This window comes from Microbispora sp. H10670 (assembly GCF_014161385.1).
GTDB classification, from domain to species: domain Bacteria; phylum Actinomycetota; class Actinomycetes; order Streptosporangiales; family Streptosporangiaceae; genus Microbispora; species Microbispora triticiradicis.
This window is the reverse complement of record NZ_JABBWW010000022.1, coordinates 54,499-73,800: the sequence shown is the minus strand read 5'-3', so window position 1 is coordinate 73,800 and position 19,302 is coordinate 54,499. Positions and strand designations below refer to the sequence as shown.

Below are 19,302 nucleotides of genomic sequence, written 5' to 3'. Positions count from 1 at the left end.
CGCGCCGTCCGTCATCGGCCACCGGACCGGGACGACCCCAGGGTCTGGTTGATCCCGCAGTCGACCACGGTCGGCAGGCATCCGCCGTTCAGGGTGTTGAGGAAGACGCTGTCGCCCGCCACCTGCTGGAGGCCGTTGACGGCGGAGCCGCTGTTGCCGCCGGGCGCGTTCACGTTGTGCCTGCCCGTGGACACCTGCCGGACAGGGCTGCCCATCTGGGGCGAGTTGGCCGCGTTCACGCCGGTCGTGACCTGCCAGGCGCCGCCCGGCCCGCCACGACCACGCCCCACCTGCCGCGCCCGCATGCCTTCTCGCGCCTGCCCAGCCCCACGCGCCTGCGATGCTCCTGACGCTTCCGGTGCCTCCGTCGCCTTCCGCGCCTGCCCCGTTCCTCGGGCCCGCACCGCCTTCGCCGCTTCTCGCGCCCGCCGCGCACGCGGGGCGTCCCCGGGGAGCCGGCCGTGGCCGCCGTGGCCCGTATGGCGTCCGTGGCCTACGGGGTCGGTCACGGGTAGCGTCCGGGGCGCCGGTGCCGCGAAGGCCGGGGCCGCCGGCGGTCCCGGCGTACCGAGGACGAGCGTCACGACGACCAGCCGCCGGATCGCTGCTGATCGGAAGTACACCACCGGCTGATACCCCGCCGCCCGGCAAGATCGCGCCGGCCGTGACCCAAGAGTTGGTCCGGAGGCGGCCGCGCCGTCCGTACCCAGGGCTCATAGGCTGCGGACTATGACGGCGAAGCGACCCCCGGACCTCGACGGCACCCCTTCGACCTCGGCCTCCGCCGGTTCGGCCACCTCCGGCTCGAACGCCGGCTCGGCCTCCGGCAGCGGGACACGCCGGGCGCTCGCGCGGGCCCGGGACGGCAAGACGCTCGACCTCGCCGAGACGGCGGTCCTGCTCCGCGCTCGCGGCGCCGACCTGGACGCGCTGCTCGCGTACGCCTCGCGGGTCCGGGACGCGGGCCTGGAGGCCGCCGGGCGGCCCGGCGTCGTCACCTACAGCCGCAAGGTGTTCATCCCCTTGACGCGGCTGTGCCGGGACAGATGCGGCTACTGCACGTTCGCCACCGCCCCGCACCGGCTGCCGGCCGCCTTCCTGTCGCCGGACGAGGTGCTGGAGATCGCCCGCCAGGGCGCGGCGATGGGCTGCAAGGAGGCGCTGTTCACGCTCGGCGACCGCCCCGAGGACCGGTGGCACCAGGCGCGCGAGTGGCTCGACGCGCACGGGTACGACGACACCCTCTCGTACGTCCGGGCGATGGCGATCCGCGTGCTGGAGGAGACCGGGCTGCTGCCGCACCTGAACCCCGGCGTGCTGACCTGGCGGAACCTCCAGCGGCTCAAGCCGGTCGCGCCGTCGATGGGCATGATGCTGGAGACCACCTCCCGGCGGCTGTTCACCGAGAAGGGCGAGGCCCACTACGGCTCCCCTGACAAGGACCCCGCCGTACGGCTGCGCGTGCTGGAGGACGCCGGCCGCTCCAGCGTGCCGTTCACGACGGGCCTGCTGATCGGCATCGGCGAGACGATCGAGGAGCGGGCCGAGTCGATCTTCGCGATCCGCCGGGTGGCGCGGGAGTACGGCGGCGTCCAGGAGGTCATCGTCCAGAACTTCCGCGCCAAGCCCGACACGGCCATGCGCGGCATGCCCGACGCCGACCTGCACGAACTCGCCGCGACGATCGCGGTGACGCGGCTGGTGCTCGGGCCGAAGGTCCGCGTGCAGGCGCCGCCCAACCTGATCGGCGAGGAGTACGCCCTCATGCTGCGGGCGGGTGTGGACGACTGGGGCGGCGTCTCCCCGCTGACCCCCGACCACGTCAACCCCGAGCGGCCGTGGCCGCAGATCGACGATCTCGCCGCGCGGACCGCCGCCGCCGGGTTCACGCTGCGCGAGCGCCTGACGATCTACCCGGAGTACGTGCTCGCGGGGGAGCCCTGGCTCGATCCCCGGCTCGCCGGGCACGTCGCGGCGCTGGCCGACCCCGCCACCGGGCTCGCCCGGGAGGGCGCCGTGCCGCGCGGCCGTCCCTGGCAGGAGCCCGACGGCGGCCTGGGGGGTCTCGTCACTGGCGGACGGGCCGATCTGCACACCGCCGTCGACGCCGAGGGCCGCGCGAGCGACCGCCGCGACGACTTCGACAGCGTGTACGGCGACTGGGACGCGCTGCGTGAGCGCCTGCCCGGCGGCGGCGGGCCCACGAGCCCCGCCGACGGCTCATCCAGCGGTCACCCGTACGGCAGGGAGGGCGGCAGGGAGGGCGGCAGGGTGGACGGCGGCGTGCGGGAGGCGCTGCGGCGGGCGGAGACGGACCCGGCGCGGCTGACCGACGAGCAGGCGGTGGCGCTGCTCGGCCTCGCCGGGGACCAGACGGGCGCGGGCGCCGACGACGCGGGCCTGGACGAGCTGTGCCGGATCGCGGACGGGCTGCGCCGTGAGGCGGTGGGCGACGACGTGACCTACGTCGTCAACCGGAACATCAACTTCACCAACGTCTGCTACACCGGCTGCCGGTTCTGCGCGTTCGCCCAGCGGCGCACGGACGCCGACGCGTACACGCTGTCGCTGGGCGAGGTGGCCGACCGGGCGCGGGAGGCGTGGGACGCCGGGGCGACGGAGGTGTGCATGCAGGGCGGCATCCATCCCGACCTGCCGGGCACGGCCTACTTCGACATCGCCCGCGCCGTCAAGGAGCGCTGCCCTGAGATCCACGTGCACGCGTTCTCGCCGATGGAGGTCGTCAACGGCGCGAGCCGTACGAACCTGTCCGTGGAGGAGTGGCTGCACGCCGCGAGGGAGGCGGGGGTCGACTCGCTGCCCGGCACGGCGGCCGAGATCCTCGACGACGACGTCCGGTGGGTGCTGACGAAGGGCAAGCTGCCCACCCGGGAGTGGGTGGAGGTCATCACGACCGCCCACCGGGTCGGCATCCCGACGACCTCGACCATGATGTACGGCCACGTGGACACCCACGAGCACTGGGTGCGCCATATCCGGCTGATCCGGTCGATCCAGGAGGAGACGGGCGGGTTCAGCGAGTTCGTGCCGCTGCCGTTCGTCCACCACAGCGCCCCGATCTACCTGGCCGGGATCGCCCGGCCGGGGCCGACCGCGCGGGAGAACCGGGCCGTCCACGCGCTGGCGCGGATCATGCTGCACGGAGCGATCCGCAACATCCAGTGCTCCTGGGTGAAGCTGCGCGACGACCTGTGCCGGGACGTGCTCGCCGGCGGCGTGAACGACCTCGGCGGCACGCTCATGGAGGAGACGATCAGCAGGATGGCCGGCTCGGAGAACGGGTCCTACAAGACGATCAGCGAGATCGAGGCCATGGTCGCCCCGACCGGCCGCCCGCTCCGCCAGCGCACCACCGCGTACGGCCGGCCGAGCGAGGAGCGGACCGCGGCGGCCCGGCGCAGCGACGGGGTCTGCGGGTCGGTGCGGAGGCCGCTGCTCACGGTCACGCCCGCGCCCGCGCGGACCGCACCCACGCCCACACCCGCGCCCACACCCGCCGCCGGGTCCGGCCCGGAGACGGTGGTCAGCGGGTGACGTAGAAGTCGGCCGCGTCGCGCGGCGGGCGGTCCTTGGGCGGCGCGGCGGGGTGGCCGACGGCCACGGCGCCCATGGGGTCCCAGTCGTCCGGCAGGCCGAGCACCTCGCGCACCACCTGACGGCAGAACATCGTGGACGACACCCAGGCCGAGCCCAGCCCCTCCACGGCGAGCTGGACCAGGAAGTTCTGCACGCCGGCGCCGGTGGCGACGACGAACATCTCCCGCTCGGCGGCGTTCCTGCGCTCGTCCCGGTAGGTGTGCGAGCCGTCCATGACCAGGCAGGGCACCGCCAGATAGGGCGCGTTCCGCAGCACGTCGCCGCGCCGGATCCGGCGGGCGATCGACTCCTCGGAGAACCCGTCGGAGCGGAGGTCGGCGATCCAGGCGTCCCGCATCGCGTCGAGCAGTTCCGTACGCGCCCGCGGGGTCTCCAGCAGCACGAACCGCCACGGGGTGGTGTGGTGCGGGGCGGGCGCGGCGATCGCGGCGGCCACGGCCCGGCGCACCGCCGCCGGGTCGACCTCCCGCTCGGAGAACTCGCGGATCGTGCGGCGGGCGAAGACGACGTCGGCCGAGCCGTACCGGAACATGTCCTCGTCCGCGGGCCGGACGAGCGCCCGCCCGCCCGGCCCGTCCTCGCCGGTCACCAGGCCGCCCAGCCCGCGGACGACCGCCACCGGGACGCCGGACAGCTTGCCCTTCGCGAGGTCGCCCGCCGCCGCGATCTCGTCGGCCAGCGCGACCACCGTCGCGTTGAGCGGGTTGCCGTAGGCGTCGGCGCCGCCGCGCAGGTCGTCCAGGGGCCGTACGCCGGACGCGCCGATGGCGACGTCGGTGAGGCCGTGCCGCCAGGGCCGGCCGAACGTGTCGGAGACGATCACCCCGACCCGTACACCGAGCCGGTCGCGCAGCCCGCGGCGGATCCGGCCCGCCGAGGCGTCCGGGTCCTCGGGGAGCAGCAGCACGGTGCCGGGGGCGGTGTTGGAGGCGTCCACGCCGGCCGCGGCCATGACGAAGCCGTGCCGCGTCTGCGTGATCACCGTGTCGCCGCGCCGCGCGACCACGCGCTGCGTCTCCTCCTCGATCGCGGCCGTACGGCTGTCGCGCGGCGGTGCTCCGCGCCCCGCCGCCGTCGCGCCTGGTGTGTGCGGGGGCGCTCCGCCGCCGTTCCACGCCGCACCGGCGCCGCTTCGGCGGATCCGGCCCTCGGCCTTGCTCACGATCTTGGAGGTCACGACCAGGATGTCGCCGTCCTCCAGGGCGGGCGCGGCCTCGGCCACGAGCAGCGCGATGTCGTCGCCGGGCGCGACCTCGGGCATGCCGGTGACGCCGCTTACGGTGATATGGGTCATGAACTGCCTCGATGCGTCGTGGATCGGGTCACGGGAGGGACGTCACCGGAGGGATTCGGCCAGGGCGAGGGCCGCGGCGGCGATGTCCCTTGTCGCGCCGGGGTCGCTCATCAGGAGCGGACGCGCCTCCACCGCCACGCCGTCGAGCGCCACTCCCTTGTCCTCCTCCGCGACCAGCCAGCCGTCGAGCAGAGCCGGTCCGTACAGTTCGAGCACGGCCTGGGCGCTCGTCTCGACGCCGATCGCCGTCAGGCAGGCGTCGGCCATGCCGCGCACCGGAGCGCCGCCGATGATGGGGGAGACGCCGACGACCGTCTTGTCCTCCAGCGCCGCCCGGATGCCCGGGACCTGCAGGATCGTGCCGATGCTGACGACCGGGTTGGACGGCGGGAGGATCACGAGGTCGGCGTCGCGGATCGCGTCGAGCACCCCGGGGGCCGGGCGGGCCTCGTCGGCGCCGACCAGCACGATCTGCTCGGCCGGCACGGACGCGCGCAGCCGCACCCACCACTCCTGGAAGTGGACGGCCCGCCGGCCCGCGTCGTCGGCGATCACCACATGGGTCTCGGTGCGGTCGTCCGACATCGGCAGCAGCCGTACCCCGGGCCGCCATCGGTCGCACAGGGCCTCGGTCACCTGGGAGAGGGGATAACCGGCGGCCAGCATCTGGGTGCGGATGATGTGGGTGGCGAAGTCGCGGTCGCCGAGGCCGAACCACTGCGGCTCCATGCCGTACGCGGCGAGTTCCTCCTTCACCGTGAACGTTTCGCCGGCCCGGCCCCAGCCCTGCTCCTCGTTGATGCCGCCGCCCAGGGTGTACATGACGGTGTCGAGATCGGGGCACACCCGCAGCCCGAAAAGGGTGATGTCGTCGCCGGTGTTGCCGATGACGGTGATCTCCGAACCGGGCGCGGCAGCCTTGAGACCTCGGAGGAAGCGGGCGCCGCCGATACCTCCGGCGAGGGACACGATGCGCATGCCGCCAGTCTTCCATCGGGCGGCGGACGGGCCTCCCACCCCACCCCACATACTGCGATAACCAGCGAAATGTAGTGTGTGTCTGGCTTGTGAGGTTCTTGGGACTGCCGACACTTAAGTCCAGCATGTGCAAAACTTCCCCGAGGGCCATCTGGACCGTTGGGGGTAGCTGTGCTGAAGGTCGATACCGACCGGCTCAGAGAGCCGGCCGCGTGGACGATGCTCGCGGTGGTGATCACAAGCGTTCTCGTGGGTGTCGCGCGGTTACTCATCAACTCCTCCTCGCTCGGCGGTACGTTCGGCGTACGCGCGGCCACGAGCCTGCACACCCTCGCCTCCCCCCTGTCGACCGCGCTCGCGGCCGGCGCGGTGCTGCTCGTGGCCAAGGCGGGCGCCCCGACGCCCCGGGCCCGCCTGGTGGCGCTGGGCGCGGCCGGGTCGCTGGGCCTCGGCGTCGTCTTCGGTGTGATCGGCGTGCTGGGCGTCCTCGTGGGCGACCTGCCGACCTTCCGCGACCGGTTCGAATACCTGATCACCGGCCTGCCGATGCTCGCTCTCGCCGCCTTCGGGGCGCTGTTCGCGATGAGCACGGCCGCCGCCCTCCAGTCCGCGCAGCGGCCCGCGGGCGACTTCTTCGGCCGGCGCGACGACGCCTATCCGCCCCGGCCGAACGTCCCGGCGCTGCCGCAGGGGTACGGCGACGCCCAGGGCCGCCCGTCGTCCTACGGACAGCCGCAGGCACAGGCACAGGGCGCTCCGGTCGTCAACGGCGCGGTTCCCAACGGCGTCATTCCCAACGGCGCGGCCCACAACGGCGCGGCCCACAACGGCGCGGTTCCCAACGGCGCGGCCCACAACGGCATGCCCGCCGACCGGCAGCAGGGCCCGGTTCAACACGGTCCCGGCCAGCAGGGCCGGCACGGTCCGGGCCAGCACGGGCAGGGTCAGCAGCCTGTCGCCCACAACGTCCACGGCGAGCCCGGCCAGGGCCGGCAGAACGGCGCGCAGGACACCCACCACTCCGGCCAGCCGCCCTTCGGTGAGCACGTCGCTCAGCACGCGGGCCAGCACGCCGGGATGTCCGCGCCGGGCGGCGGCCCCGTCCAGGCCCCGGCGTACGGCGATCCCCAGACGCAGCAGACGCAGCAGGCCCAGCACGCCCAGCACGCCCAGCAGGCACCGGCGGCGCAGCAGGGTCAGGCGCAGCAGGGTCAGGCGCAGCAGGGTCAGGTCCAGCAGGGTCAGGCCCAGGGCGGTCCCGCCCATCCGCAGCCCGCGACGGCGCCGGAGCACCACTACGGCCAGGAGTCGTACGCTCCGCAGGACCGGCCGCACGCGTCCTACTCCCAGGAACGCGGCGGCCAGGGCGCCTTCGGCCAGGAGCGGCCGCAGGACGTCTACGGCCAGGACCATCCGCGTGAGCCGTACGGCGCGGCTCCCGGGCAGGGCGACGCCTACGAGCCCCAGGCCGCTTACAACCCCGCCGCGACCGCCCCGCAGCCTCCGCTGTTCGGACAGCCCGGCACACCGGCCGCTCCCCAGGGTCAGGCACAGGGTCAGGCGGCACAGTCCCAGGCGCAGGGCCAGCAGCCGTGGCAGGCCGAGCAGCAGGCCCGGCCGTCGATGCAGGACGTCCAGACCGGCGCGCACTACTCCGACTACGGCGCGCCGGGCCACCAGCAGGAGCAGCCCTCCACCGGCCAGTACGCGGGCCAGCCCGAGAGCGGGCGGTACGGCGGGCAGCCGGAGGCCGCCCCCTACGGCCGGCAGCCCGGCGGCGCCTCCTACGACCGGCAGCCCGAGAGCGGCTCCTACGGCCGGCACAGCGACAACGGCGGCTACGGTCAGCAGGGCGACAACGGCGCCTACGGTCAGCAGCCCGGCAGTGCCTCCCACGGTCACCAGGGCGACAACGCCGCCTATGGTCAGCAGGGTGACAACGGCGCCTACGGCGGGCAGCCGGAGGCCCTCCCCGCCCACCAGCGCCCCGACTACTCCGCGCCGCCGCAGGGCCCGGTGTTCGACCAGTACGGCTACGCCGGTCAGCAGAGCGAGACCAGCGGCTACGGCCGCTTCCCCAACCCGCCGGAAGGCCCCGGCTTCCCCCCGGCCGGCGCCGAAGGCAGGCCGTACGAGCAGGAGCAGCCGTACGGCCACTCCGGCTACTCCGGCTCCGAGTTCGCCCCGCAGTCCGCCGAGCACGTGGCGGGCGGCCCGGCCTTCGACGCTCCCCCCGCGTACGAGAGCCCGGCCGACCCGAGGGAACAGCAGCTCGCGCAGGCCTACCAGCAGGCGCAGAGCTACCAGAAGATCGCCCTGCCGGACCACCCCACCGGTCCGCAGGACCTGCCCGAGTACTACGACAACCCGCTCGGCCACCCCCAGAGCTCCGAGCCCGCGCCGTTCCAGGCCCCGCCGCCGGGCGCCGCCGAGCAGACCCTGCGCTTCGACCCCTCCGGCTACCGCGGTGACCCGCTCACCGACCCGCTCCGGAGGGAGGAGCCCATCGACCCGACGGCGATTTACACCCCCGACAGGTCGCAGGCAAAGTATGAGGAAGGTTCCGCCCCCGATCAGGCAGGCCGCGGAACCGACCCCAACCTCCCTTGGTATGGTTCCGAACGCTGACAGGACCGAACAACGGGGCATACGAACCGGGGCAAGCAGGTCTTTCCCCGGGTATCGTTATGCCGCTTGACGCCACACGCGCCACGCGCGTGTAATTACAGACATGTTGTTACGCCTTCCCAACGGTGGGTATGGGGCAGGCGTTTTTATGGGGGGCCTCATGTGGGCGGGCGAGCGACAGGGAGGTGTGCAATGACCGAGCTGGTCATGGCACAGGCGCTCGATGGTGAAGATCTTGGGTGGCAGGAACGCGCCCTGTGCGCGCAGACCGATCCTGAGGCGTTCTTTCCTGAGAAGGGCGGCTCCACCAGGGAAGCCAAGAAGGTGTGCCGTTCGTGCGAGGTTCGTGCGGAGTGCCTTGAGTACGCGCTTCAGCATGACGAGCGTTTCGGCATCTGGGGCGGTCTGTCCGAGCGCGAGCGACGCAAGATGAAGCGCCAGGCCGTCTGAGGACGCGAACGGGGCCGCGCGCTCGGCGCGCGGCCCCGCGTTCATGTCCGGCGGCGTTCGTCTGCAACATGATTGATGTCGGGTGATGCCCGCGTACGGTCCTCCGAATGGTCCTTCGTACGGGGTCCGGCGGGGTTCGTGACCGGTGGTTCGTCCCCCGATCCGCGTCAGTGGGGTTTCTCCGAAGTTCGTGCTGACATCCTGTTTCGCCTGGATGTGATCGGGTGAGTCCGGGTTGCCGTATCGTGGTCGGCGCTCAGCCGTACGACCCCCTTAGGACTCGACGTGCACTCGGTGACCGCGATCGTCGTCGCTCACGACGGCGCCCGCTGGCTCAAGGAGACGCTGGCGGCGTTGCCGCGCCAGACCCGGCCTCTCGACCGTGTCGTCGGTGTCGACAACGGCAGCCGTGACGGCAGCGCGAAGCTGCTGACCGAGGCCTTCGGCTCGCACAACGTGCTGACCATGCCGAGGTCCACCGGATTCGGCGAGGCCGTCCACGAGGTGCTGCGGCGGCTGCCGCCCGCGCCCGGCCAGGAGTGGGTCTGGCTGCTCCACGACGACTGCGCTCCCGACGCGAACGCGCTGCAGGCCCTGCTGTGGGCCGCCGAGCAGGACCCGAAGGCCGCGATCCTCGGCCCCAAGCTGCGTGACTGGCTCGACCGGCGGGTGCTGCTGGAGATGGGCGTGACCGTCAGCAGGTCCGGACGGCGCGACACCGGCCTGGAGCCCAGGGAGTACGACCAGGGCCAGCACGACGAGATCGCCGACGTCCTGTCGGTCTCCACGGCGGGCATGCTCATCCGCAGGGACGTCTGGGACGAGCTGTCCGGCCTCGACACCGGCCTGCCGCTGTTCCGCGACGACCTCGACCTGTGCTGGCGCGCCCGCGCGGCGGGACACCGCGTGCTCAACGTGAGCGACGCGGTGGCCTGGCACGCGGAGGCGTCCGCGCGGCGGCGCCGCCGCATCGCCACGAGCGAGGAGCACCCGCGCAGGCTCGACCGGCGCAACGGCCTGTTCGTCCTGATGGCGAACCTCCCGTTCGGCGCGTTCGCGCGATCAGTTGTGCGCAACGTCTTCGGGTCGGCGCTGCGGGCCCTGCTGTTCCTGCTGGCCAAGCAGCCGGCCAACGCCCTGGACGAACTGGCCGCGCTCGGCTCGGTCCTCGGCCATCCGTGGCGTCTGCTGCGGGCCCGCAAGGCGCGGAGGAACGGCAGGAAGCAGAGCTGGCCCGCGATCAGGCGCAAGCTCACCCCGCCGGGCGCCGCGCTGCGCCGGCTCGCCGACATGGTGCAGGGCTTCCTGGCCGGGACGGGCCCGGTCGACTCGGCGGGCCGCCACCACGCCGCCGCCGACACGGGGGAGGAGGACGGCGACGAACTGCTCACCGACTCCGGTGGCGTCCAGCGCCTGCTGAGCAGCCCCGGAGTGGTGCTCTGCCTGATCCTGGCCGCGATCACGCTGGCCGCCGAACGGACGCTGCTGCCGGACGGCCTGCTCGGCGGCGGCGCGCTGGTGCCGGTCACCGGTGGCGCAGCCGACCTCTGGCGGCTCTACGTCGAGGACCACCACGCCGCCGGGCTCGGCTCCGGCACCTGGGCACCGCCGTACGTCGCCGTGCTGGCCGGCCTGTCGGCGCTCGCGCTCGGCAGGACGTGGCTGGTCGTCGGCGTGCTGCTGCTCGCCTGCGTGCCGCTGGCCGGGCTCTCGGCGTACGCCGCGACGAAGCGGATGATCCCCTACACCCCGGCGCGGGTCTGGCTGGCCGCCACCTACGCGCTGCTGCCGGTCACGACGGGCGTGGTGTCCGGCGGACGGCTCGGCACCGCGATCGTGATCGTGCTGCTGCCCGTCTACGCGGCGCTCGCCATCCGGGTGATGGCCGGGTCGAGCCGGGCCGCCTGGGGGTTCGGCCTGCTCCTGGCCGTGGGCACGGCCTTCGTCCCGCTCGTGTACGTGCTGGTGGCGATCCTCGGCGGCCTCGCCGCGGTGTCGTTCGGCGGCATCCGCAGGGGAGTCAGAAGATCGCTCGCGATCGGCCTCGGCACCCCGGTCGTCCTGCTGTTCCCCTGGCTGGTCCAGATCGCTCAGGAGCCGGGGCGCATCCTGCTGGAGTCCGGCCTGCACGATCCCCGGCTCTCCGACCCCCGGCTCGCCGCGGAGTCCCTGCTCATGCTGAGCCCCGGCGGTCCTGGCGTGCCGCCCGTGTGGGCGACGGCCGGCCTGGTGGCGGTGGCGCTGGCCGCCCTGCTGCTGCGGCGTCACCAGATGGTCGTCGCGATCGGCTGGGGCGTCATGCTCTTCGGCCTGCTGGTGGCGATCGTGGTCAGCCGGATCACCGTCCACGTGGGAGGGGTCATCGGGGAGGCCGCCGGAGGAGCCGTCCCCGTCTGGCCCGGCGTGCCGCTGGCGTTCGCGGCGACCGGTCTGCTGGTCGCGGCGGCGCACCCCGCGCACCGGATCACCGAGTTCCGCGCCGCCCGGGGGCTGCGCCGCCTGGGCGCGATGCTCATCGTCGTGGTCGCCTTCGCCACCCCGCTGGCCGCCGCCGGGCTGTGGGTCGCCCGGGGCGCGGACGGCCCGCTGCGGCACGACGTGACCGATCCCGTGCCGCTGCTCGCCGCGGTCGAGTCGGCGCCGGGAGAGGGCACGCTGCTGCTGCGGTCCAGGGACGGCGAGGTCGGCTACACACTGCTGCCCGGCCGGGGGCCGCTGATCGGCGAGTCCGACCTCGAACCGCCGGGGGAGGCGAGGACCCGCTTCGGGGCGGCGGTCGCGGGGCTCGCGTCCGGGCGGGGCGGCGAGTACGCGCGGACGCTCGCGTCCTTCGGCGTCCGCTTCGTGTCGGTGCCCGCCCCGGTGGACCCCGCGCTGCAACGGGCGCTCGACTCCGAGCCCGCCCTGGCCAGGAGGAGCCTGTCGGAGGCGGGCGGCCTGTGGCGCATGTCGGGCCAGGTCACGGTGCCGCCGCCCGCGGCGCCCGCGAGTGCCCTGCACCGTGGCTGGCTGTGGGCGCAGGGCGCGCTGCTCGTGCTCGTGCTCGTGCTGGCCTCGCCCGGCGCCCGTACGACGGAGCCCGACGGCGATTTCGCCGACGCTCCCGCCGAGGAGGGGACGCGGGGCCGCCGCCGGGCCCGGGACGACAAGTCCCGGAACGACAGGGGCCGGGACGGCAAGGGCCGGAACGACAAGGGCAGGGAAGAAACGGTGCCCGCGTGAGACGACTGATCGAGAACCGCTTCGGCCTGCTCGCCCTCGTGCTGATCGCGTCGGGCGCGCTCTTCGGCGTGGCCTTCGTCAGCAGGCCCGCGCCGGTGACCCAGGTGCGGCCGCAGGCCGTCAGGGCGCCCGTCGAGTCGGTCACGGCCGTGTGCCCGGCTCCGGCGGGCAGCAGGGTGAGCGTGATCACCCCGCCCGGCGCCGGTGGACCCGGGAGCGCCACCCTGTCGGCGATCGCCGCACCGGACGCGAAGGGCACGGAGGGAAAGGACTCAACGGGGAAGGACCCGGGGGAGAAGGACGCCGTCATCGACCGGCCGGGCCTGCTGTGGCAGCGGGAGATCGCCTCCGGAGGCGGCCCTCTCATGGTCGACGCCACCGGCTCGATGGCCGCCGGGCTGGAGAGCGCGCAGACCGCCAGGGAGACCTCGGGCGCCCAGCGGGGCCTCGCCGGGGTGCGCTGCGTCGAGCCGGGCGCCGACACGTGGTTCATCGGGCCGGGACCCGCCGCGGCCGAGATGACCCTCTACCTCGCCAACCCCGACTCCGCCCCGGCCGACATCACGTTCATGGTCTACTCGGGCGAGGGCCCGGTGCTGAGCGAGCGCGGCAACGGCGCGGTCGTCAAGCCCGGCGGGCACCGTGTGATCAGGCTGCGCGACCTGGCGCCGTCTCCGCTGATCATGGCGTTGCGGGTGAGCACCCGCAGCGGCCGGGTGGCCGCCGCCGTCAAGGCCGTGCTCGGGGAGGGCCGGGGCGCCGACTGGCTGCCCGTCGCCGCCGCCCCCGCCACCCGGGTCGTCGTCCCCGGCATCCCCGGCACCGCGGGGAAGCGCGAACTGTACGTCGCCGCGCCGGGGGAGCGCGACACGGTCGTACGGATCAAGGCGGTGCTGGAGGACGGCTCCTACGCGCTGAAGAACAAGGAGACGATCGAGGTCCCGGCCGGCTCGACGGCCTCACTCGACCTGTCCACCGGCATCGGCGGGCAGCCCGCCGCGCTGGTGCTGGAGTCGGACGTGCCGATCGTGGCGGGTCTGAAGATCACCGGAACCGGCACCCGGCAGGACGTCGCCTTCACGGCCGGCGCCGAATCCATCGATCTCGGCAGCGTCGTCGCGGACGCCCAGGCGACGGGAGGCAAGCAGGTCTCGCGGCTGGTGCTGTCGGCGCCCTTCGCCCCCGCCACCGTGGAGGTGCGGCTGCTGCCCGCCAAGGGAGAGGCGCCGGCCCCCATCGAGGTGAAGCTGGCCTCAGCCCACACCCAGGAGATCAGGCTCACGCCGCGTGGGAGCAAGGACGCCTTCAGCGTCGTCGTGCGTCCGCTGCCCGGCTCCGGCCAGGTGTACGGCGGCCGCGTCCTGGACGAGGCGACCAAGGACGGCCAGCTGGTCACCGCGCAGCCGCTCGCCGTGGGCCGCATCTGGGCCCTGGTGCCCCCGGCCGTCGACGCACCGGGTGTCGTCCTCCCCTGAGGTTCTTCCGAACGATCTCCCCGGAACGGCGGCGGTCCCGGCTCCCGGCACGGGGTCCCGGGCGGTCTCGGCGGTGTCTCAGTGGCGGTCGTCGTAGCCGGGGTCGATCGTCTCCGGCGTGAGGCCCAGCAGGCTCGCCACCTGCTCGACCACCACGTCCAGCACGAGCGTGCCGAGCGTGTCCCGGTCGCGGGCCCGCGCTTCGAGCGGCCTGCGATACAGGACGACGGTCGCGGGGTCGTCCCCGGAGGCCGAGTCCGCCCGTCCCAGCGGGATCGGGTCCGACGACAACCGGGCGGGGCCGTCCACCAGCTCGTCGGCCGGCGGCACCTCCTCGACGGCGAACTCGACGGACGCGAGCTGGGCGCCCCACCGGGGCTTGAGCCGGTCGACCGCGTCGAGCACCAGGTCGTCGAAACGCTCCCCGCGGGACTTGGCGATGGGAACGTGCGAGGGCGCGAGCGGGCCGCGCATCCCGCGACCGTGCCGGTCGCGCCGGCGTACCCGCCGCCGGGGGTCCGGCCTGTCACCGCTCCGATCGCTCACGGAGTCAGCTTAAGGCGTGACCGGCGTGATCCGAGGGACACCGCCTGAGCACCTTCCGCAGGTACGACGGACTGCGCGGCGTTGTGTCCGCTTTGCCCGGCAATCTCATGAGGACTTCTCAGAACGCTGAATTGTGGCGACACGCTCGATAAGAGCGGCGGGGTGGTGGCAATGTGAACGCGGACCGGATACGGTCCCTCCGTGAGCCCCGTCCGCAGCTGTTCCCGTACCGCCTGCAGGCAGCCTGCCGTCTTCACACTCACGTATGTCTACGCCGACTCGACCGCCGTACTCGGCCCTCTGGCGACGTACGTCGAGCCCCATTGCTACGACCTGTGCGCGGAGCACGCGGAACGGCTCACCGCGCCCAGGGGCTGGGAGGTCGTGCGCCTTCCGTCCGAGGCCGCGTCCCCGAGCGGAGACGACCTGGAGGCGCTGGCGAACGCGGTCCGCGAGGCCGCCCGCCCCGCCCCCGCCGCGGGAGAGCCGGTCGGCCAGGCGGTCGAGGTGGGGCGCCGGGGCCATCTGCGCGTGCTCAAGTCGGCGCAGCCCAATCGGGAGCGCTGAGGAAGCGCGATCAGACCCCGCGCGACGAGATCGCGCGCACCGCGTTGGATCGCCCGTTGTGGGGGCAATCAGGCGCTATAGGCTCAGGTGCGAAGACTTAACGACTTTTAGGGGCGTGCAGTGGCCGACCTCAGCAGGATCTTCAAGGCGTACGACGTGCGCGGTGTGGTGCCCGACGAGCTCGACGAGGAGATCGCGCAGGCCGTCGGGGCGGCGTTCGTGGAGCTGACCGGTGCGACGTCGGTGGTGATGGCTCACGACATGCGCACCTCCTCCGGCCCGCTGGCCGCGGCGTTCGCGCGGGGCGCGACCTCCCGGGGGGCCGACGTCGTCAACGCCGGCCTCGGCTCGACCGACATGCTCTACTACGCCAGCGGCAGCCTGAACCTGCCGGGCGTGATGTTCACCGCGAGCCACAACCCGGCCAAGTACAACGGCATGAAGATGTGCCGCGCCGGAGCCGTTCCCGTGGGCACCGACACCGGGCTGCTGGAGATCCGCGACCGCGCGGCCGAGTTGCTCGACAGCGGGCTGGGCGGCACTCCCGGCGCGGGCACGGTGACGGAACGCAACCTGCTGGAGGGTTACGCCGCCCACCTCAAGACCCTGGTCGACCTGTCGGGCATCCGCCCGCTGAAGGTGGTCGTCGACGCCGGCAACGGCATGGGCGGCTACACGGTCCCCGAGGTCTTCAAGGGGCTGCCGATCGAGCTGACGCCGCTCTACTTCGAGCTCGACGGCAGCTTCCCCAACCACGAGGCCAACCCGATCGAGCCGGAGAACCTGCGCGACCTGCAGAAGGCGGTCGTCGCGCAGGGCGCCGACATCGGCATCGCCTTCGACGGCGACGCCGACCGCTGCTGGGTCATCGACGAGCGGGGCGAGTCGGTGCCGCCGTCCACGATCACGGCGCTGGTCGCGGTGCGCGAGCTGGCCAAGGACCCCGGCGCCACGGTCATCCACAACCTGATCACGTCGAAGGGCGTGCCGGAGATCGTCGCCGAGCACGGCGGCAGGCCGGTCCGCACCCGCGTCGGCCACTCGTTCATCAAGGCCGAGATGGCCCGCACCGGCGCGGTCTTCGGCGGCGAGCACTCGGCCCACTACTACTTCCGCGACTTCTGGTTCGCCGACTCCGGCATGCTGGCCGCGCTGCACGTGCTGGCCGCGCTGGGCGAGCAGGACCGGCCGCTCTCGGAGGTGCTCTCGCGCTACTCGCGCTACGCCGCCTCCGGAGAGATCAACAGCAGGGTCGAGGACCAGGCGGCGGCCCTGGCCCGCGTACGGGAGACCTTCGCGGCGCGGGAGGGTGTTACCTTCGACGAGCTGGACGGACTCACCGTCAGCGGTCCGGACTGGTGGTTCAACCTGCGTCCGTCGAACACCGAGCCGCTGCTGCGGCTCAACGCGGAGGCCTCGGACGAGGAGAAGGTCGCCGCCGTCCGCGACGAAGTGCTCGCCGTCGTAAGGAGCTGACGAGTTGAAGATCGACGACTGGCTGCTGGACATCCTCGCGTGCCCGGCGTGCAAGTCCCCCCTCCGCGCGGTGCCGGAGGCGGACGAGCTGGCGTGCTCCTCCGAGTCGTGCGGCCTGGTCTATCCGGTGCGTGACGACATCCCGGTCCTCCTCGTCGACGAGGCCCGCCGGGCATGACCGGCGCCGGTGGGGCCCGGTTCGAGCCCGACCGGCTCGACGACCAGGCGTACCTGGTGGAGGGCGACCCCTCCGGAATGCTCCGCACGGTGGCCTCCTCGGCCGCCGAGGTGCGCACGGCGTACCGGGCGGCCGTGGAGAGCGGCCTCGCGCGGATCGGCCGCGACGGACGTCCGCGGGCGATCGTGGTGGCGGGCATGGGCGCGAGCGGGCTCGCCGGCGAGGTGCTCGAAGCGCTGTGCCGGTACGGAGCCCCGAGTCCGGTCGTGACGGTGCGCGGCTACCGGCTGCCCGGCTGGGTCGGCGCCGCCGACCTCGTCGTGGCCGTCTCCCGCTCGGGGACGACCGAGGAGACCGTCGCCGTGACCGCCGAGGCCGTACGGCGCGGCTGCGGGGTCGTCGGCGTGGGCGCGCCCGACACGCCGCTGGCGGCCCTGGTCGCGCGGGCCGGCGGGCCGTACGTGCCGGTCGGCGGGGTGGCCGGGCAGCCCGAGGCGACCCTGTGGTCGCTGATGGTGCCGCCGATCCTCGCGGCGGCGGCGTTCGGGCTGGTCTCGGTGGCCGAGGACGAGTTCGAGGCGGTCGCGAGGCGGCTGGAGGACCTCGCGCACCGCTGCCGCCCGTCGAGCGAGTCGTTCATCAACCCCGGCAAGACGCTGGCCATGGAACTGGCCGGCACGGTCCCGGTCGTCTGGGGCACCTCCCCGGTGGCCGCGGTGGCGGCCCACCTCCTGGCCGCCCGGCTCGGCGCGTACGCGGGATACCCCGCGATCTGGGGTGAGCTGCCCGAGGCGGCGCACAACCAGATCGGGACGTTCGACGGCCCCCTCGCCGGGCGTGACATCTTCGCCGACCCTCATCCCGACGAGCCGGGAGGCGGCCCGCGGCTCCGCCTGTTCCTGCTGCGTGACGTGGAGGAACACCCGCAGGTGACCAGGTCCCGCACCGCCGCCGTACGGATGGCCGAGGACCGCGGGGTTCCGGTGTCGGAGATCACGGCCGACGGCGTGCGCCCGCTGGAGCGGCTCGCCGCCCTGGCCGGGTTGGTCGACTACGCGACTGTCTACCTTGCTCTCGGGTACGGGATCGACCCGGCGTCGGTGGCCGTATCCACGGAACTCCGGGCCCGGATTTCCCAATAGGGGCACTAGGATCGCTTCGGCCGGTAGATATGAGGAGTTCAACGTGAGTGCGGGTGGCGGTACCAAGGCGATCCTCGCGGCGCTCGGCGCCAATCTGGCGATCGCGGTGGCGAAGTTCGTGGCGTTCCTCTTCACCGGGTCGTCGTCCATGCTCGCCGAGTCGGTCCACTCCGTGGCCGACTCCGGCAACCAGGCGCTGCTGATAGTGGGCGGCAAGCGGGCCGCCAAGCGGAGCACCCGCAAGCACCCGTTCGGCTACGGGCGCGAGCGGTACTTCTACGCCTTCGTCGTGGCGGTGGTGCTGTTCACGATCGGTGCGCTGTTCTCGCTGTACGAGGGCTGGCACAAGATCGCCGACCCGCATCCGGTGGAGTCGCCGCAGTGGGCGTTCGGCGTGCTGATCTTCGCGATCGTCGCCGAGGGGTTCTCGTTCCGTACGGCGATCAGGGAGTCGAGGGAGCACAAGGGCAAGGAGTCCTGGGTGTCCTTCATCCGGCGGGCCAAGGCGCCCGAGCTGCCCGTCGTGCTGCTGGAGGACTTCGGCGCGCTGCTCGGCCTGGTCTTCGCGCTGTTCGGCGTCGCGATGGCGGCGATCACCGGCAACGGCATGTGGGACGGCGTGGGCAGCCTCGTGATCGGCCTGCTGCTCGCGGTGATCGCGGTGATCCTGGCCGTCGAGACCAAGTCGCTGCTGATCGGCGAGAGCGCGACTCCCGAGGTGGAGAAGAAGATCTGCGCGGCGCTCGAGTCGGCTCCCGAGGTCAGCCGGGTGATCCACCTGCGCACCCTGCACCTCGGCCCGGAGGAGCTGCTGGTCGCCGCCAAGATCGCGGTCGAGCACGACGACACCGCGAGCGAGGTGGCCCGGGGCATCGACGAGGCCGAACGGCGCATCCGCGAGGCCGTGCCGATGGCCCGCGTGATCTACCTGGAGCCGGACCTCTACCGGGCCGACGCCGCCTCGGCGCAGCCCGCCGGCGCGTGATCGTCTTTTCGCCCGGTCACTTTCCCACTGCGCACCGTGATTGAAATGTGATCCTGAGTCACTTCAACCTCTGTGGTACCGATCGGTAACTTTACTTGGGTATCCGACCGGTTCCCCCCTCCGGAGGTGACTCATGATTCAGCAGGGACGCGTGCGCTGGAAACGGTTCGCGCTCGTCTTCGTACCCGCGCTCGCGGTCGCCTCCGTGCTCGTCGGCGCGACCGCCGAGGGCGCCATCGGGGCGTCGTTCGTGGTCTCGGGCGACACGTTCAAGGTCTCCGCCGACAAGCTGCAGGGCCAGGGCTTCGTGCAGTACGGCAGCGTCACCGAGAACAAGAAGGGCCAGAAGATCCCCGTCGCGGTCTCCGGCATCCGGAAGGCCACCCTGACGAACATGTGCCAGACCGTCTTGATGAAGTCGCCGGTCGGCGCCGTGACGCTCCGGATCACCGCAGGGACGGGCAAGGACCCGGTGACCGCCGAGAACATGATCGTCGACGCCTCGCAGATCCAGGGCAACGCGGTCTTCACCGAGATCGAAGCCGGTCGTGACGCCAGCACGCTCGACCAGGTGCCGGAGGCGCGGGGCGCCGCGGGCATGTTCGGCCAGCAGGCGAGCGCGGTCTCCATCGAGAACTTCCGGCAGGTCTCCTGGTCGGTCAACGCGGCGACCTTCAAGCTGCCGGGGCTGAAGCTGACCGTCGAACCCGGCGAGCACGAGTGCTTCTGATGCGGAGGCCGGT

General features: G+C 73.1%; 15 protein-coding genes. 11 read left to right on the top strand and 4 right to left on the bottom strand.

From position 1 onward, the window contains the following. Window positions 1–11: 11 nt before the first annotated feature. Window positions 12–305 carry a hypothetical protein gene (locus HHX33_RS26415; protein WP_182876958.1) on the bottom strand — a complete coding sequence of 98 codons (294 nt, stop codon included), beginning with the start codon at window positions 303–305 and terminating at the stop codon, window positions 12–14. 424 nt (window positions 306–729) lie between these two features. On the opposite strand from HHX33_RS26415, the gene HHX33_RS26410 reads away from it, so the two are divergent. After that, the gene (locus tag HHX33_RS26410) at window positions 730–3,555 is read left to right on the top strand and encodes a bifunctional FO biosynthesis protein CofGH (RefSeq protein WP_182876957.1); all 2,826 of its coding nucleotides are present in this window, start codon (window positions 730–732) and stop codon (window positions 3,553–3,555) included. Here HHX33_RS26410 and HHX33_RS26405 read toward each other — a convergent pair. Both HHX33_RS26405 and cofD read right to left on the bottom strand, forming a co-directional pair. After that, window positions 3,545–4,912: a coenzyme F420-0:L-glutamate ligase gene (locus HHX33_RS26405; RefSeq protein ID WP_182876956.1), complete on the bottom strand. Its 1,368-nt coding sequence runs from the start codon at window positions 4,910–4,912 to the stop codon at window positions 3,545–3,547. The two genes, HHX33_RS26410 and HHX33_RS26405, sit on opposite strands and share 11 nt — an antisense overlap. Window positions 4,913–4,954: 42 nt before the next feature. Further along, a complete protein-coding gene (gene cofD, locus HHX33_RS26400) occupies window positions 4,955–5,890 on the bottom strand; it encodes a 2-phospho-L-lactate transferase (RefSeq protein WP_111701752.1) in 936 nt (311 codons plus the stop codon). A gap of 171 nt (window positions 5,891–6,061) precedes the next feature. On the opposite strand from cofD, the gene HHX33_RS26395 reads away from it, so the two are divergent. From HHX33_RS26395 to HHX33_RS26380, 4 genes are all read left to right on the top strand, one after another. After that, window positions 6,062–8,518 (top strand): hypothetical protein, encoded by a 2,457-nt coding sequence (locus tag HHX33_RS26395; RefSeq protein WP_182876955.1) that lies wholly within the window; start codon window positions 6,062–6,064, stop codon window positions 8,516–8,518. A gap of 192 nt (window positions 8,519–8,710) precedes the next feature. Continuing rightward, entirely contained in the window at window positions 8,711–8,968 is a 258-nt protein-coding gene (locus tag HHX33_RS26390; protein WP_111701756.1) for a WhiB family transcriptional regulator, read from the top strand. 285 nt (window positions 8,969–9,253) lie between these two features. After that, window positions 9,254–12,190 (top strand): glycosyltransferase family 2 protein, encoded by a 2,937-nt coding sequence (locus tag HHX33_RS26385; RefSeq protein WP_182876954.1) that lies wholly within the window; start codon window positions 9,254–9,256, stop codon window positions 12,188–12,190. Beyond that, window positions 12,187–13,665 carry a DUF5719 family protein gene (locus tag HHX33_RS26380; protein ID WP_182876953.1) on the top strand — a complete coding sequence of 493 codons (1,479 nt, stop codon included), beginning with the start codon at window positions 12,187–12,189 and terminating at the stop codon, window positions 13,663–13,665. Before HHX33_RS26385 ends, HHX33_RS26380 begins: the two co-directional genes overlap by 4 nt. Before the next feature lie 78 nt (window positions 13,666–13,743). Here the strand turns inward: HHX33_RS26380 and HHX33_RS26375 are convergent, their stop codons facing one another. After that, window positions 13,744–14,211: a metallopeptidase family protein gene (locus tag HHX33_RS26375; RefSeq protein ID WP_111701770.1), complete on the bottom strand. Its 468-nt coding sequence runs from the start codon at window positions 14,209–14,211 to the stop codon at window positions 13,744–13,746. A gap of 201 nt (window positions 14,212–14,412) precedes the next feature. Between HHX33_RS26375 and HHX33_RS26370 the strand changes: the two genes are divergently transcribed. From HHX33_RS26370 to HHX33_RS26345, 6 genes are all read left to right on the top strand, one after another. Further along, entirely contained in the window at window positions 14,413–14,778 is a 366-nt protein-coding gene (locus HHX33_RS26370) for a DUF3499 domain-containing protein (protein ID WP_111701772.1), read from the top strand. Window positions 14,779–14,898: 120 nt separating this feature from the next. Further along, a complete protein-coding gene (locus HHX33_RS26365; protein ID WP_182876952.1) occupies window positions 14,899–16,254 on the top strand; it encodes a phosphomannomutase/phosphoglucomutase in 1,356 nt (451 codons plus the stop codon). Between the two features lie 4 nt (window positions 16,255–16,258). Then, on the top strand, window positions 16,259–16,432 hold the full coding sequence (locus tag HHX33_RS26360; RefSeq protein ID WP_111701776.1) for a Trm112 family protein: 174 nt from the start codon (window positions 16,259–16,261) through the stop codon (window positions 16,430–16,432). Beyond that, on the top strand, window positions 16,429–17,574 hold the full coding sequence (locus HHX33_RS26355; RefSeq protein WP_182876951.1) for an SIS domain-containing protein: 1,146 nt from the start codon (window positions 16,429–16,431) through the stop codon (window positions 17,572–17,574). The genes HHX33_RS26360 and HHX33_RS26355 overlap by 4 nt, the downstream gene beginning before the upstream one ends. A 43-nt stretch (window positions 17,575–17,617) precedes the next feature. Next, window positions 17,618–18,559, top strand: a complete 942-nt coding sequence (locus tag HHX33_RS26350; protein WP_182876950.1) for a cation diffusion facilitator family transporter — start codon at window positions 17,618–17,620, stop codon at window positions 18,557–18,559. Between the two features lie 133 nt (window positions 18,560–18,692). Next, window positions 18,693–19,289 carry a DUF6230 family protein gene (locus HHX33_RS26345; RefSeq protein ID WP_182876949.1) on the top strand — a complete coding sequence of 199 codons (597 nt, stop codon included), beginning with the start codon at window positions 18,693–18,695 and terminating at the stop codon, window positions 19,287–19,289. The last annotated feature ends 13 nt before the right edge of the window (window positions 19,290–19,302 follow it).

Coding starts and splice junctions, on each gene's coding strand:
- HHX33_RS26415 (WP_182876958.1), bottom strand. CDS start 305: ATGCGGGCGCGGCAGGTGGGGCGTGGTCGTGGCGGGCCGGGCGGCGCC.
- HHX33_RS26410 (WP_182876957.1), top strand. CDS start 730: ATGACGGCGAAGCGACCCCCGGACCTCGACGGCACCCCTTCGACCTCG.
- HHX33_RS26405 (WP_182876956.1), bottom strand. CDS start 4,912: ATGACCCATATCACCGTAAGCGGCGTCACCGGCATGCCCGAGGTCGCG.
- cofD (WP_111701752.1), bottom strand. CDS start 5,890: ATGCGCATCGTGTCCCTCGCCGGAGGTATCGGCGGCGCCCGCTTCCTC.
- HHX33_RS26390 (WP_111701756.1), top strand. CDS start 8,711: ATGACCGAGCTGGTCATGGCACAGGCGCTCGATGGTGAAGATCTTGGG.
- HHX33_RS26355 (WP_182876951.1), top strand. CDS start 16,429: ATGACCGGCGCCGGTGGGGCCCGGTTCGAGCCCGACCGGCTCGACGAC.
- HHX33_RS26345 (WP_182876949.1), top strand. CDS start 18,693: ATGATTCAGCAGGGACGCGTGCGCTGGAAACGGTTCGCGCTCGTCTTC.